The organism is Candidatus Jettenia sp. AMX1, from assembly GCF_030263775.1.
Taxonomy (GTDB): Bacteria; Planctomycetota; Brocadiia; order Brocadiales; family Brocadiaceae; genus Jettenia; species Jettenia caeni.
This window is the reverse complement of the sequence record NZ_SZPP01000044.1, coordinates 14360-28531: the sequence shown is the minus strand read 5'-3', so window position 1 is coordinate 28531 and position 14172 is coordinate 14360. Positions and strand designations below refer to the sequence as shown.

The window sequence follows — 14172 nt, the reverse complement described above, 5'->3', positions numbered from 1 at the left end:
TCTTTCCCTCATATCTTATTTGAAATAGGTAAGTAGTCTTCTTCCGGACTTACTACAAGAAAGTCTTTTACGGGATAACGTCTGTACTCCGGGTGATTTGGTTCTGCATATATCAGATAACCATTCTCAATTTTACCATTCCAGGAGGCAGCAATAGTTTTATTACGAGAAATCCCCTGAAGAAGCCGAAGTGGATCCAGTTTGAGTGATACGTCAAAGAGGAGTTCTGTATTGTCCAGCAATATAACTCTTTCGTTATGTTTTTCAATAATATCTCTTAAGATTGTTGATGCATGAATTGCCCGCTGCTTTTCGGTAAGGTCCAGCAGGCATCGGGAAAGCTCAATATTAACATTCAGTAAAGGCAATGCTAATCGTTTGCGGACCTCTTGTAAGGCTAATGTTTTACCCTTACCTGACGGAGCTACTACCAAAATCAGCCTGTAATAAAGCCCGGTTACCTGCTCTATCCCTTTTATGATTTGTTCTGACAAAGGTTCCGGCATATTATGGGATGTAGTGAATTTTTATTTGAAAAGGATTTTGATCTTTCCCGATTTTATCAAATATAAACAACGAATTGAATGGATTTTTGAAGCATTTTAACACTAAGGGAAAACATAAGCAATATTTTAAGTAGAGAATCCAGGTTATTTTCTGTGCAACCTTTTCATGCAAGGAATCATGGAAATGTTTTGGAAACGTACTTGTATACTGTTATTTTTTATGAGAGTCGTTACCATGGGGATGTGAACACATTCTTATATTGCCCTACATAATTCTATTAATATTCCAAGATCAAGAGATGTAAAAATCAAAGGTTATGTTGATCCCCCTCAAGACATCAACGAGTCAATTGAGGATAAGTATAATACAGGTTTTCATTTACTACTATATTACTACCATAGTTGTTTTTATGTGTTTTTAGTCAGGATTTTTCATATTTATTCCCTTTCTGCCTTGCTTAATGCCTCTTTAATCCCGGGCCATCCCAATACTAATAAACGATCCTGTATTTTTATTGCTCTCTCTATTAACTTCAGATCATCTTCACCGTCGGCCCATTTGAGCAATTGTATTGAGGCCGTAACCAAACTTTCTACTTTCCACATGCGTATAGGGGCTTTATCTGAAGTATTGTTTAAATATTTTTCGGGTCTTCTAAGTTTTATGTGGGTAAATTTCCATAATAGTTCTTTCTCAACACCATAAGAAATAAGGGTTTTCGGGAAAAACAGGACTCCAAAAAGTTGTCACGAGTAGGTATACTATTCTGACAACAGAAAGGGGTGTTCATGAAAACCTGTAAAACCTTATCAGAATTATATTCCCATCATGGATTTCGAGCGCGAAGTAAATTAACCGGCGTTTATGGTGATCCCTATGCAAGAATAATAAAACTCGAACGCCGTCAAAAAAAACGGTTTGCTCTGTATGTCATACGATGTCAAAGACCTTTTACGATAGCGAAACCAAACGGGCAAGAGATCTTTCCAGTGGTTCATTCAGAATCTCCGTTGAATTTGAATACCGCCGTGTATTTTGCAAAAAGTGTAACGCCGTGAAAGTAGAGACATTATCATGGCTTGCCTCGAATATTCGTTATACCAAGCGATACGAACGATATATTGGTAGACTCTGTCGAGAACTCACGATCAAGCGAGTGGTTGAACTGGAACGGCTTAGCTGGTATCAAGTCAGGCAAATAGAAATAAACTATATGCACGAGCTTGTTGGTCGTTTGGGTAAAATTACCAGGCTCAGAGCCGTAGGAATAGATGAAATTTCTATTCGTAAGGGACACACGTATATGATCTGCGTTAGTGATTTAGACAAAGGACGTCCCATATGGGTAGGCGGAGAAGGCCGTAGAGAAGAAGACCTGGACTTGTTTTATACTATGCTTTCTGATAGTCAGAAGAAAAACATTTCCGTAGTCGTCATGGACATGTGGAAGCCCTTTCGGAAGTCAACTCTGAAGTATATTCCTCATGTTGAAAGAATTATTCGGTAATCTCTGGGATTACAAAAGTGCTATCAACACCGAACGATTCTTTACCAACTGGAAATCCCAGCTTCGATGGTCAAGGCTTAAACCATTTCACCAATTTGTAAAAATGATTGAACGGCACTGGGACAATATTGTTAGCTATTGTAATCCTGACAATAAAATCTCTCTTGGATTAGTCGAAGGTATAAATAACAAAGTCCGTGTCATTCAACGACGGGCTTATGGTATTAAAGATCGAGACTATTTAAAACCGAAAATATTAACTGCATTTTTACCAGAATTATGAAAATTTACCCACACAAAACTTAGACGGGTTCGTCAGGTTGCTTCATTTCTGAATTTCAATCTTACCGCCATCTTTACCCATGTGGTTGTTGCCTTTGTAGCTCACAACCTTACCGTTATTTTTGACCACTTCAAGGATACTTTCCGGACATGAATTTCATATCTCTTTATAAAGCCCTTAAAATTTCCCACTCTCACGAAAATACCCTCTCCGGAAACCCCTGTTTTACGGTATATTTTCCCTTTTCTAGCTCCTTTTGTTTATTTCTTTGCCGTTGTATCTCTTCTCACTCTGATTTTTGGTCTCCGGCTTTTTGAAAAATACCTTACCGATTCTCTACCTAGCACTTTTTATATCCTCCTTGCAAGAGACTCAGATTTTGTTCTTAATAATTCCAGCGCTACACCCCTACCACACCCCGGACAGCAATTAACTACATTCTTATCCGGTTCGGGAAACCACAGTCCTGAATCTATATCTTCCTTCCCTTTACGGTAGACAACGAGCTTTCCCTCAATGGTAACATCTTCCATTAGCCCACGATGCAGGCACTCCAATAACTCCTGATAGTTCGGGAACAGACCAAGCTAGCCTGCAAGGCTTTGCTCCTTGAGAATGAGATTTGCGATATCTTCAATAATATCCTTCATGCTGCGTACCCTCGCTTAGAGAAATAGACAGAAGGGTAACGCTTCAGGTCAGACACAAGGTCTTCCCAACTCATAGATATTTGTAAATTTCCAGGAATTTGAACATCAACATGTTTAAATAAAGTATGAAGGAATGATGGGTCTTTCATAATCTCCACAATTTCAGGAATACCTGAAAAATTAAAATCAAATAACTCGTGAGGTTCCAAGGCAGGTTGTGTGGCAGTACTCAAGACCAATGTTACTCGGTAATACTTCTGCAACGCATGCAACACTGCTAAAATAGGGCTAAGAAATTCTGGTGGAAAATGTTTACTAAGATCATGCCAAAGCCCAGCCAAATAACCCCATTTGGCACAGCCAAATTCTGCAGCCATATTAGCCGCCTTTTCAACCGTACCTTTTATATGGTTACCAAGCTTGTGCCTTTGATCCTGTGAATTAGCGGAGTGGGCATAGAATTCTTCCATGATAAATAATTTCTTAATTATTTAATCGATATGGGAAGAAATACTTATTTTGCGGTGACTTGCGAGGCCATAATAGCATATCGTGTATTTGCGTCAACAGAAATTTCTCATTTTGAAAGACACTTAAAACTATCCATTCTGTCGTGCTGCAATAACAATCTTTGCACAGGCTTCTGCATCGGATGCGGCATCGTGGTGCTTCAAGGGGATTCCAAGGAATGTACATACGGTGGGCAGATTCGCCCGACGAAGTTTCCATGTCTTACGGGCAAGCCGTACCGTACATTGAAAGGGAAGTGTTGGTGGTGATACATCAGCATTCTGACAGCATGCCATCAGAACAGACTGATCAAAACTTGCATTATGCGCTGCTATAAACTCAGCGCCTTCAAACTTTTTATGTATCTGCGGCCACAGTTCGTGGAACTTCGGTTCATTAGCAACGTGTTTCCATGATATGCCATGAAGATAGGTAAATTCAAACGTACGCCGCGGCGGACGGATGAGGAATTGCGCCCGGTCAATAATTTGATCGCCAAGAACTTTAACGAGTGCAATAGAACAGGCACTGTCACGCCCATAGTCTGCGGTCTCAAAATCAATCGCAACAAAACAACCATACTGACCCAGGTTTTCTACATTCTTAAATAGTACCGGCGGCACTGAGCTCTGCAGACCCGGATATGAATTTTGCTGTGATGAAATGGTTCTCTTTGGAAATACATTATCTGGAAGAATACGGTTAATATTCTGAGTCTCTTCCCGTAATAATAACTCAATGATATCCGTATAGTTTCCTTTATCTGCTATACCATAGTATCCACACATTGCTTTAGCTTCCAACTCGCTTACGTATCGAAGGAACGTTTTTGGTGGTATACCAAAACTATGTATAGCCTCACACATCTTCTTCTTGCTACGGAGGTCAATATTTTTCAGTTTAAAATCGAGGATAATACGCTTCAGCGTATCTCTTCCCAGGAGCGATAATATGGCTATGTTAAGATTCATAAGTATTTAATCTTGTCAATAAATCAGCAGGGGCAGGTTTGAAACCTGCCCCTGCTAAACATCAAATAAGGCCTTCGGCTATTTTTATAACAGAAGTGGTAAAGCGCGCCTTGCCACTCCGTAATTTGTTTGCATTTCCTAAACATTACATTAGGTAATATTACCATGAAGGTATATAAAATCACAGACCAAAGATAATTCCATTCTCTTTCACTTTAGCTATCATTATATACCTCGCACTGGTAACAAAATAGGAATTATTTTGAAAATAATGTTCGGGACTTACTCCCCTTCGGGAGGCTAATAAAACGCTTGACACTTTTATTCCGAATTCGTTATTATATAGTCTTATTCATTATTATATTACTCATATTTGTAACTGCCTCATTATTCCATAGACAACCTGGATAGATATAAATACATGAGCTTTTAGAGAAAGGAATACGATCTGAATTCCAACGTCAAAGTCCGTTTTGCACCAAGTCCAACAGGTTACCTCCATATTGGCGGAGCAAGAACAGCGCTCTTTAACTGGCTTTTTGCAAGGCATAATAAAGGTATTTTTCTTTTACGTATAGAGGATACCGATCAACAACGCTCTACCGAGGAAGCTACACAAGCCATCCTCGACAGCATAAAGTGGCTGGGATTAGACTGGGATGAAGGTCCGTATTTTCAAAGCCAACGATTGTCTGTCTATAAGGAATACGCAGAGAAATTAGTTGCACAAGGAAGTGCATTTTATGATACCGATGCCGAAGGCCGTAAGGCTATCCGCTTCAAGATGCAGGAGGGAGTAACCCGATTCGATGATCTTATCCACGGTCCCATTACGTTTGACACGGCCCTTATCGAAGATTTCGTAATTCTTAAAGCAGATGGTTTTCCAACCTATAATTTTGCCTGCGTAGTAGACGATGCGGATATGGGGATTACCCATATTATTCGCGGAGACGATCATATATCGAATACGCCCAAACAGATTGCCCTTTATAAGGCCTTTGGGTTTAAGATTCCGGAATTTGCTCATATCCCGATGATCCTTGGAGAAGACGGATCGAGGTTAAGCAAACGTCACGGGGCAACCTCTGTTACTGAATATCGGGACAAAGGTTATCTTCCCCATGCCCTCGTAAATTTTCTTGCCCTTTTGGGATGGTCACCCGGTAACGATCTGGAAATTTTATCAATTCAGGAAATGATCGATAAATTTACCTTAAAACGTGTGAATAAAACCAGCGCTCAGTTTAACAATACCAAATTGGACTGGATGACTGGCCAATACATCAAGAATACTCCTGTCAGACAACTCGCAACTGAGGTTAAAAGGTTTTTTGAAAAATCAGATATTACTATGGGAGAAATCTCTTCGGAATGGTTAACAAATTTAGTAGAATTGTACCATGAGCGGTTTAAGACGTTTCAGGATTTACTGAATCAAACAAGGTTTTTCTTTACGGATACTATTGAATACGATCAGGTTGCCGTAGACAAATTTCTCAACAAGGAAGGAATTGCCGGATTGTTAAAAGAGGTATACTCAGCCCTTTCTCTCCTTAAAGATTTTGACAAAAAAAACTTAGAGGAATCTTTGCGTGCGTTGACCGTAAAGATTGGCATTGGATTTTCTAAGCTTGCCCAACCCTTACGGGTAGCTATTACCGGAAAGAGCGTAAGCGCCGGCATCTTCGAGACTATGGAGCTTTTGGGAAAAGAGAAGACACTGAAAAGGCTTAGCTGTACCGTAAATAATCTCAGCGAGAAATCAAATGCAGTTAAAATAAACGCACCGGGAGGGACTTGCTAGATAGGATCACCAAGATTTATACAGTATTTTATCTTTTGTGTGTATCCCTTTTCATCCTGTAAATCCTGTCAATAATAAAACTCTTAAGATATCAGGTATGAAGGTAAGGCTTTTTGTCGCCGTTGAAATTCCAGAGGAAATCCGAAAAAAATTAGGAGAGTTCCAGGATGAACTGAAAAAGGCGAATGCGGACGTGGGCTGGGTAGCTCCTGAGAATCTTCATATTACCCTCAAATTTATTGGCTCCCTTGATGAAGAAAAAATCGATGAAGTTGTCCGCATAATAAAAGATTCGGCAGCCGGCACAAAACTTTTCGATCTTAATTATATGGGTGTTGGCGCCTTTCCAACGGAAAAAAATCCACGGATTGTTTATGCTGATGTAATAGATTCAGACGGGATTTTAACAAAAATCCATGAGAAACTGAATAATCAACTCGTAGCATTAGGTGTAAAGCATGAGGATCGTAAATTTGAAGCGCATCTTACCGTAGGCCGTATAAAGACACGCAAGAATGTAAAAAGGCTTATGGAAATTCTGAATTCGTACAATGGGTTTCATTTTGGTTTAGCACAGGTAACCCGGATAGTTTTGATGAAAAGTGATCTTTTGCAGAAAGGACCCATATATACGAAGTTACATACTATTGATTTAGTTTCATTATGACTTTTTATATGGGTAAATATACTATGGTCAAATCTGAAGTAGATAAAGAGAAACGGCAACAAGCGCTAGAGAGGGCAGTCTCCCAGATTGAGAAGCAATATGGGAAGGGCACAATAATGACGTTGGGGGGTGACACCAAGATAGATGTCCCCACAATTCCAACCGGAGCTTTATCTCTGGATATTGCGTTAGGCGTGGGGGGGATTCCGCGCGGAAGGATCGTTGAAATTTTTGGTCCGGAATCTTCGGGCAAAACAACCCTGACGCTTCATATTATTGCGAATGCGCAGAAAAATGGCGGTACAGCCGCCTTTATCGATGCCGAGCATGCCCTGGACCCGGACTATGCTAAAAAATTAGGGGTAGATTTGGATAATCTCATGGTCAATCAACCTGACACAGGCGAACAAGCACTTGAGATTGCAGAATTACTGGTAAGAAGTAATGCCGTAGATATCATCGCAATTGATTCCGTAGCCGCACTTGTTCCTCGCGCAGAGATTGAGGGAGAAATGGGAGATTCCCATGTAGGTTTACAAGCGAGGTTGATGTCGCAGGCATTGCGTAAACTAACCGGGTGTATTTCAAAATCCCAAACGACAGTTATTTTTATTAACCAGATTAGAGAAAAAATCGGCGTTATGTACGGCGGAAATCCCGAAACGACGCCAGGCGGAAGGGCACTCAAATTTTATTCCTCAGTACGTATCGATATACGGAGAATAGGGAGCATAAAAGATGCTGATGTTGCAATCGGAAACAGGGTTCGTGCTACCATTGCCAAAAATAAGGTTGCAGCCCCTTTCAAGAAAGCAGAGTTTGATATTCTCTATAACACCGGCATATCGCGTTCAGGGGATATTATAGACCTTGGCGTTGAACATCAAATTATCGATAAATCCGGCACCTGGTTCTCTTGTGGTGAGGTACGATTAGGGCAGGGAAGGGAAAACTCACGGCAATTTCTCGAAGAGAATCCTCAATTAATGGAGGAATTAGAACGCTCTATCCTTAAAAAATTAAGGCCAGAAATGGCTACAGAAAAGGCCGATGAAGGAACCTCGCAAAAAAACAAGGCAGAACCGCAGTCCAGGAAGGGTGAAAAATAATTTACTATTATGAGAACAAGCGAAATTCGAAGTAAATTTCTCAATTTTTTCGAAAAGAAATCTCATGCTGTTTTACCCAGCGACTCACTAGTCCCACAGAATGATCCAACCCTTCTCTTTACCGGCGCAGGGATGAATCAGTTTAAAGATATGTTTCTGGGTAAAGGCAACCTGAACGTCAAAAAAGCAGCGACATGCCAGAAATGTCTTCGCACCGGAGATATTGATAACGTGGGCAAAACGGCCTCTCATCATACATTTTTTGAAATGCTTGGAAATTTCTCCTTCGGTGATTATTTCAAGCAGAAAACTATTGAATGGGCATGGGAATTTCTGGTACAAGAACTAAAAATTTCAGAAGAACGCTTAAGCGTAAGTGTTTACAAAGATGACCATGAATCATATGAGATTTGGGAAAAACATATCCATATACCGAAATCAAGGATTTACCGATATGATCAAAAGGATAACTTTTGGCCAGCAAATGCGCCGCTCTTAGGGCCGAATGGGCCTTGTGGCCCCTGTTCTGAAATATTTTTTGACCAGGGAGAAAAAATCGGCTGCGGGAGAAAAGAATGCGATCCCGCATGCGAGTGCGACCGGTTCGTGGAGATATGGAATCTGGTATTTACCGAATACGACCGCAAAGAGGGCGGCAAGCTTGAGCCATTACCCCATCAAAATGTCGATACGGGTATGGGTTTGGAAAGAATGGCGCGTGTTATGCAAGGGGTGCAAACAAATTTTGATATTGATATCTTCCGCCCAATTATCTCATCCATAGAAGAAATAGCACAGGTAAAATACAACGGCAGAGTTGAAAATGCTATACTTATGCGTCGTATCGCAGACCATGTAAAAGCATGTGTGTTTTGCATTTCCGATGGTGTGCTTCCCGGCAATGAGGGACGTGGATATGTTGAGAGGCGGCTGTTGAGGCGAGCCATTCGTGACGGCACGCAATTGGGTGTAAAAGATAGCTTTCTTTACAAACTGGTACCGATTGTGAGCAATGTGATGCAAGATTACTATCCTGATATTAAGCAGCGAAGAGAAAATATTGCGCGAATTATAAAGAATGAAGAAGAAAAATTCCACGAAACGCTGGAACAGGGAACACGTATATTGGAAGAGCTCATGGAAACTTTGCATAAAAGCAATCAAAAGACCCTTTCCGGCAAAGAGGCCTTTAAACTATACGATACCTACGGCTTTCCCTTAGATATGACAGAAGCTATTTTAAACGAAAAAGGTTTTGTCGTTGATAGAAACGGTTTTGAGGATGAACTCCAAAAGCAACGGTTACAGGCAAGAACGGCTTCCCAGATGACCGGACAGGTCTTCGATACAGGTCCGCTCAGCAAGATCAAAGACATTTCAAAGGGTTCGAAATTTTTAGGTTATAATCAAAACACCTGCCAGGGAAAAATAATTGCCATTATCCGGAACAACGAGCTTGTAGATGTGGCTATTGTTGGAAGTGAGGTAACGGTAATTTTAGATCAAACGCCTTTTTATGGTGAATCAGGCGGACAAATTGGCGATACCGGAATTTTGGAGTCGGACGGAACCCTGATCCAGGTTACTGATACAAGAAGGAATGATGATTTTACTCTCCATACAGGAAAGGTAATAAAAGGAGAACTAAAGACAGGGATCGTTGTTGAAGCAAAAGTTGACGTCCAGCGAAGAAATGATATCCGGAAGAATCATTCGGCAACACACATTCTCCATTATGCTTTACGAAGAGTAATAGGTCAGCATGCGGAACAGGCAGGTTCTTTGGTAGCGCCTGACCGCATACGTTTTGATTTCCATCATTTCTCCGCCTTAACAAAGGAGGAAATAACACGCATTGAAGACCTGGTAAACGAGAAAATACTCGAAAATGTACCGGTATCGGCAAAAGAATTAACCATCCAACAGGCAAAAAATGCCGGCGCCCTGGCTCTTTTTGGAGAAAAATACGGGGAGTTGGTCAGAATGCTCTCTATGGGAGATTATAGCAAGGAGCTTTGCGGTGGAACTCATGTAGACAGTTCAGGAGAAATCGGATTATTCAGGATTGTTAGTGAGTCATCTGTTGCCGCTGGAATCAGACGTATCGAAGCCGTAACAGGCATGTCGACATTAAAGAGAGAAAGAGAAAAAGAAGACATTATTCAGGAGATATGTGAGATACTGAATACGACTGAGGGCAAACTGGTTACAAAAGCACAGGATATCTTACACGAATTAAAGAATTTACAAAAAGAGCTCAGCAGGGTAAAGCAAAAAGAACTCAGCAGTAAGATTCATACTCTTATCGAGAATGCCAAAGAGGTGTCAGGGGTAAAGATTATTACAAGAAAATTAGAGGATGCAACGGTAGACGACTTGAGAAAAACGGCTGATCTGTTAATAAAATCTGCTGAGGATGTAGCCATTATATTAGGAGCTATCCAGGATGGACGAGTAACAATAATTGCAGCCATGAGCCCTAATTTAGTTAAGCGTGGCTTCCATGCAGGGAATATATCGAAAGAAGTGGCAAAATTAGTTGGCGGAGGAGGAGGGGGCAGACCTGATATGTCGCAGGCCGGAGGACAATGGGTAGAAAAGTTAGATGATGCGCTTCATTTCGCTACAGAATTGTTGAGCAAGAAAATCCTTCAAACGATTAGTTCGTGAGTATCGAATTTACTTACGCTGGCATATGAGTTTTTCCTTGACAATAATGGTATATCTATATAAAATTTTTTGACTTAGAAGGGACATAGTACCATAAGCGTAAATTCAATAACAGAATATTTATACGAGAGATTATAAAGAATTACGATGAAGTATCGGGAAGTTTAAGAAAGAATGTCTCTGTAATCCCTTTTTATTCCCAGTACTTCTTTTTTTATTATTTGGAATTTTTATAGAGGTGATACATGCCTAATCCGAAGAGAAGGTTTTCGAATTCAAGGACGCGTAAAAGACGGACCCATGATAAATTGACCCCTCCGGTCATTCCGCTTGCCGAAAATATGGAAAAAGGTGCCGGAGTACGCTCAAAGCGATATATTTGTTCGCATTGTAAACAGGTAAATCAACCACACACGGTCTGTCATAATTGTGGATACTACCGAGGTAAACAGGTTATCACTGTTGAAAGGTAAATCCATGAGAGTTGCAGTAGATGCAATGGGTGGAGATAAGGCTCCACATGAAATTATTAAAGGATCAATTCTCGCTGCACAACAATTACGAGATGATGATATTATATTGGTAGGTGATGAAAATACTCTGAGCCGAGAGTTAAACACTTACGGAGCGATACCGAAAAATATTACCATTCATCACGCATCTCAAATAGTCCAGATGGATGATCCTGCAACCTACTCTATACGCCAAAAGATTAATTCATCAATTACACAAAGTATCGAACTTGTAGCTCACGGAGAAGCCTGTGCCGTGGTAAGCGCCGGGCATACAGGCGCAACCGTAGCTGCATCGACATTGCACTTAAGAACATTAAAAGGTGTTCGCCGCCCGGGTATTGCGGCTGCACTTCCCACACGGCAAGGAGTATGCTTAATCATTGATATAGGAGCTAACATAGCCTGTAAGCCACTCCATCTTTTCCAATATGGTGTTATGGCAGCAGTCTATTATCGATGTATCTTCGGTATAGAAAACCCAAAGGTTGGGCTTCTCAATATCGGTGAAGAGGATGCAAAGGGAAACGACCTTGTGAAAGATACCTTTACACTCCTCTCCAATTCGAATTTAAATTTTGTAGGAAACGTAGAAGGCCGTGAAATATTTGATAATAAAGCCAATATAGTTGTCTGTGAGGGTTTTGTAGGAAATATTATATTGAAATTTGCAGAAGGACTTTCCATGAGTCTTCTGTCAACAATTAAGACAGAAGCGCTCAAGAGCTTTTGGACAAAGTTAGGTCTGTGGTTGTGTAAACCAGCCTTCGAACCATTAAAGGCAAAAATGGACTTTGCAGAATATGGCGGCGCTCCCCTACTGGGAGTTAACGGTATTTGTATTATCTGTCATGGCAGATCTGACTCCAAGGCTATCCAAAATGCCATAAAAGTTGCGTTGAAGCTATCAAAATACAAGGTCAATGAGCATATTGTTTCCGAATTCGAAAAGATCAATACGCTTACGGCACATGTTGTTTAACTGACTAGTCACCTATTAATCTCCTCTGGATAATTAAAATTATACATGCAACAGAATCAAAGGGCTTCAATTACAGGGATAGGATCATACCTGCCAAATAAGATTTTAACAAATTACGATTTAGAAAAACTCGTTGAAACCAGTAATGATTGGATTGTCCAGCGAACAGGTATTAAAGAGCGCCATATTGTTGAAAACGGTATAATAACATCGGATCTTGCTACTCAGGCATCAATATATGCAATGGAAGACGCAGGGGTTTCTCCGCAAGATTTAGATATGATTATTACTTCTACGATAACGCCTGACCATATCTTTCCTTCAACCTCATGTTATATACAACAAAAATTAGGAGCAACAAGGGCAGGCGCTTTTGATATATTGGCGGCATGCGCTGGATTTATTTATGCATTAGCTGTTGGAGAAAGCTTCATAAACTCCGGAGCAATAAAAACCGCATTAGTAGTAGGGGCTGAATGTTTATCGAAAATCACTGATTATACTGATCGCTCAACTTGCGTTCTGTTTGGAGATGGCGCTGGCGCTGTCATTATACAGAAAAATCCTACAAAACACGAGATTTTGTCTACCCGTTTGGCTGCAGATGGATCACAAGCAGATGTACTTATTATGCCTGGGGGAGGAGCTAGAAATCCAGCATCTCTGGAGTCTATCCAGCAGAGAGCGCATTATATCCAATTTAGAGGGAAAGAAGTATTTAAACTGGCTATTAACAATATAACGAACTTAATTTTAGAAACAGCAGATGAGAATGGACTGAAACTCGCCGATATAGACTTGATCATCCCTCATCAGAGCAATCTAAGGATTATTGAAGCAACTATGGAAAAGCTTGGACTTCCCATGGAAAAGGCATTTGTAAATATCGATAAATATGGAAATACATCATCTGCCTCTATTCCTATTGCAATTAATGAAGCCCGAAAGGAAGGACGCATCAAAAAAGGAGACATTGTTATGCTCGTTGCGTTTGGGGGAGGATTAACATGGGGGTCTTCAATTATTCGATGGTAGAAAGCATGCAAAAGCAAAAGACAGCGCTTCTTTTCCCTGGTCAGGGTACACAGTATGTGGGGATGGGAAAGGATTTTTATGTGCATTTCAAGGAGGCACAGGAGGTATTCCATGAAGCTAATGAGGTACTGGGGTTTGATATCGCAGCGCTTTGTTTTCAAGGAAAACAAGAGGAATTAAACAAAACCTCTCTGTGTCAGCCTGCCATACTTGTTACAAGTATGGCAATATTAGAAGTTTTAAAGAAAAATTCTCCAATCCAACCAAGCGCCTGTCTTGCCACTGCTGGTCTTAGCCTGGGAGAATATACAGCTCATGTATCTGCGGGTTCAATAGCTTTTACCGATGCTGTACGATTGGTATATAAGCGGGGCGCCTTCATGCAGGATGCCTGCAATGCAAATCACGGAGGTATGGTTTCTATCATTGGATTAGAAGATGAAAAAGTAGAACAAATTTGCACAGAAATACGGACAGAAGGGGTTATTTGTGCTGCAAATTATAATTGTCCGGGACAGATAGTTATTTCAGGCGAAAGATCAACTTTGGAAAAAGCATCGGCATTAGCTAAAGAACGGGGTGCAAAAATAGTTGTCCCTTTGAAAGTTGACGGAGCATTCCATTCGGAATTAATGAGCCCCGCAAGTAGTAAACTCTCAAAGGAGCTGGAATCAACACCGGTCTTAAAATCAAACATACCGGTTGTGGCAAATATCAATGCACAGTATGTGAGTGAGCCTGCTGAGATAAAAACATCTTTATCAATACAATTGAACAGCCCTGTGCGATGGCATCAATCGATGTGCACTCTAATACAGGACGGATTTAATCAGTTTTATGAAATCGGACCGGGAAAGTCATTATCGGGCCTCATGCGAAGGATCGATCCCGCTCAAAAAATGGTAAATATTGATACCGTAGAAACCTTTAAAAATTTAATGAAATCGATTTAATTTTAACAT

The 14172-nt window shown here is 40.6% G+C and carries 15 protein-coding genes; 10 read left to right on the top strand and 5 right to left on the bottom strand.

What is annotated here, in order from left to right; genetic code table 11:
• Positions 1 to 8: 8 nt before the first annotated feature.
• On the bottom strand, positions 9 to 506 hold the full coding sequence (gene brxF, locus FBQ94_RS13385; RefSeq protein WP_040543174.1) for a BREX-3 system P-loop-containing protein BrxF: 498 nt from the start codon (positions 504 to 506) through the stop codon (positions 9 to 11).
• A gap of 438 nt (positions 507 to 944) precedes the next feature.
• Positions 945 to 1094 (bottom strand): hypothetical protein, encoded by a 150-nt coding sequence (locus FBQ94_RS13380; protein WP_285442186.1) that lies wholly within the window; start codon positions 1092 to 1094, stop codon positions 945 to 947.
• Positions 1095 to 1444: 350 nt separating this feature from the next.
• Here FBQ94_RS13380 and FBQ94_RS17630 point away from each other — a divergent pair, with 350 nt between their 5' ends.
• Positions 1445 to 2014: a transposase gene (locus FBQ94_RS17630; protein WP_007220281.1), complete on the top strand. Its 570-nt coding sequence runs from the start codon at positions 1445 to 1447 to the stop codon at positions 2012 to 2014.
• The gene (locus FBQ94_RS13365) at positions 1992 to 2297 is read left to right on the top strand and encodes a transposase (protein WP_007220282.1); all 306 of its coding nucleotides are present in this window, start codon (positions 1992 to 1994) and stop codon (positions 2295 to 2297) included. The genes FBQ94_RS17630 and FBQ94_RS13365 overlap by 23 nt, the downstream gene beginning before the upstream one ends.
• A 350-nt stretch (positions 2298 to 2647) precedes the next feature.
• Here the strand turns inward: FBQ94_RS13365 and FBQ94_RS13360 are convergent, their stop codons facing one another.
• The 3 genes from FBQ94_RS13360 to FBQ94_RS13350 all read right to left on the bottom strand — a co-directional run bounded on the left by FBQ94_RS13360 (position 2648) and on the right by FBQ94_RS13350 (position 4428).
• Complete coding sequence (locus FBQ94_RS13360; RefSeq protein ID WP_007220283.1) at positions 2648 to 2830, bottom strand: hypothetical protein; 183 nt, start codon at positions 2828 to 2830, stop codon at positions 2648 to 2650.
• Positions 2831 to 2943: 113 nt separating this feature from the next.
• Positions 2944 to 3417, bottom strand: a complete 474-nt coding sequence (locus FBQ94_RS13355) for a DEAD/DEAH box helicase family protein (protein WP_007220284.1) — start codon at positions 3415 to 3417, stop codon at positions 2944 to 2946.
• A gap of 129 nt (positions 3418 to 3546) precedes the next feature.
• Positions 3547 to 4428 (bottom strand): 3'-5' exonuclease, encoded by an 882-nt coding sequence (locus FBQ94_RS13350; RefSeq protein ID WP_007220285.1) that lies wholly within the window; start codon positions 4426 to 4428, stop codon positions 3547 to 3549.
• A gap of 448 nt (positions 4429 to 4876) precedes the next feature.
• Between FBQ94_RS13350 and gltX the strand changes: the two genes are divergently transcribed.
• The 8 genes from gltX (at position 4877) to fabD (ending at position 14163) form a co-directional block, all read left to right on the top strand.
• Complete coding sequence (gene gltX / locus FBQ94_RS13345) at positions 4877 to 6235, top strand: glutamate--tRNA ligase (RefSeq protein WP_083849139.1); 1359 nt, start codon at positions 4877 to 4879, stop codon at positions 6233 to 6235.
• A gap of 97 nt (positions 6236 to 6332) precedes the next feature.
• Positions 6333 to 6902, top strand: coding sequence for an RNA 2',3'-cyclic phosphodiesterase (gene thpR / locus FBQ94_RS13340; RefSeq protein WP_007220287.1), 570 nt, complete (start codon positions 6333 to 6335; stop codon positions 6900 to 6902).
• Between the two features lie 23 nt (positions 6903 to 6925).
• Positions 6926 to 8011 carry a recombinase RecA gene (gene recA, locus FBQ94_RS13335; RefSeq protein WP_040543403.1) on the top strand — a complete coding sequence of 362 codons (1086 nt, stop codon included), beginning with the start codon at positions 6926 to 6928 and terminating at the stop codon, positions 8009 to 8011.
• Between the two features lie 9 nt (positions 8012 to 8020).
• Entirely contained in the window at positions 8021 to 10681 is a 2661-nt protein-coding gene (gene alaS / locus FBQ94_RS13330) for an alanine--tRNA ligase (protein WP_007220289.1), read from the top strand.
• A gap of 245 nt (positions 10682 to 10926) precedes the next feature.
• Positions 10927 to 11154 (top strand): 50S ribosomal protein L32, encoded by a 228-nt coding sequence (gene rpmF / locus FBQ94_RS17515; RefSeq protein ID WP_040543176.1) that lies wholly within the window; start codon positions 10927 to 10929, stop codon positions 11152 to 11154.
• A 4-nt stretch (positions 11155 to 11158) separates the two neighbouring features.
• Complete coding sequence (plsX, locus tag FBQ94_RS13325) at positions 11159 to 12175, top strand: phosphate acyltransferase PlsX (protein WP_007220291.1); 1017 nt, start codon at positions 11159 to 11161, stop codon at positions 12173 to 12175.
• A 45-nt stretch (positions 12176 to 12220) separates the two neighbouring features.
• Positions 12221 to 13210 carry a beta-ketoacyl-ACP synthase III gene (locus tag FBQ94_RS13320; protein WP_007220292.1) on the top strand — a complete coding sequence of 330 codons (990 nt, stop codon included), beginning with the start codon at positions 12221 to 12223 and terminating at the stop codon, positions 13208 to 13210.
• On the top strand, positions 13183 to 14163 hold the full coding sequence (fabD, locus tag FBQ94_RS13315; protein ID WP_007220293.1) for an ACP S-malonyltransferase: 981 nt from the start codon (positions 13183 to 13185) through the stop codon (positions 14161 to 14163). Before FBQ94_RS13320 ends, fabD begins: the two co-directional genes overlap by 28 nt.
• The last annotated feature ends 9 nt before the right edge of the window (positions 14164 to 14172 follow it).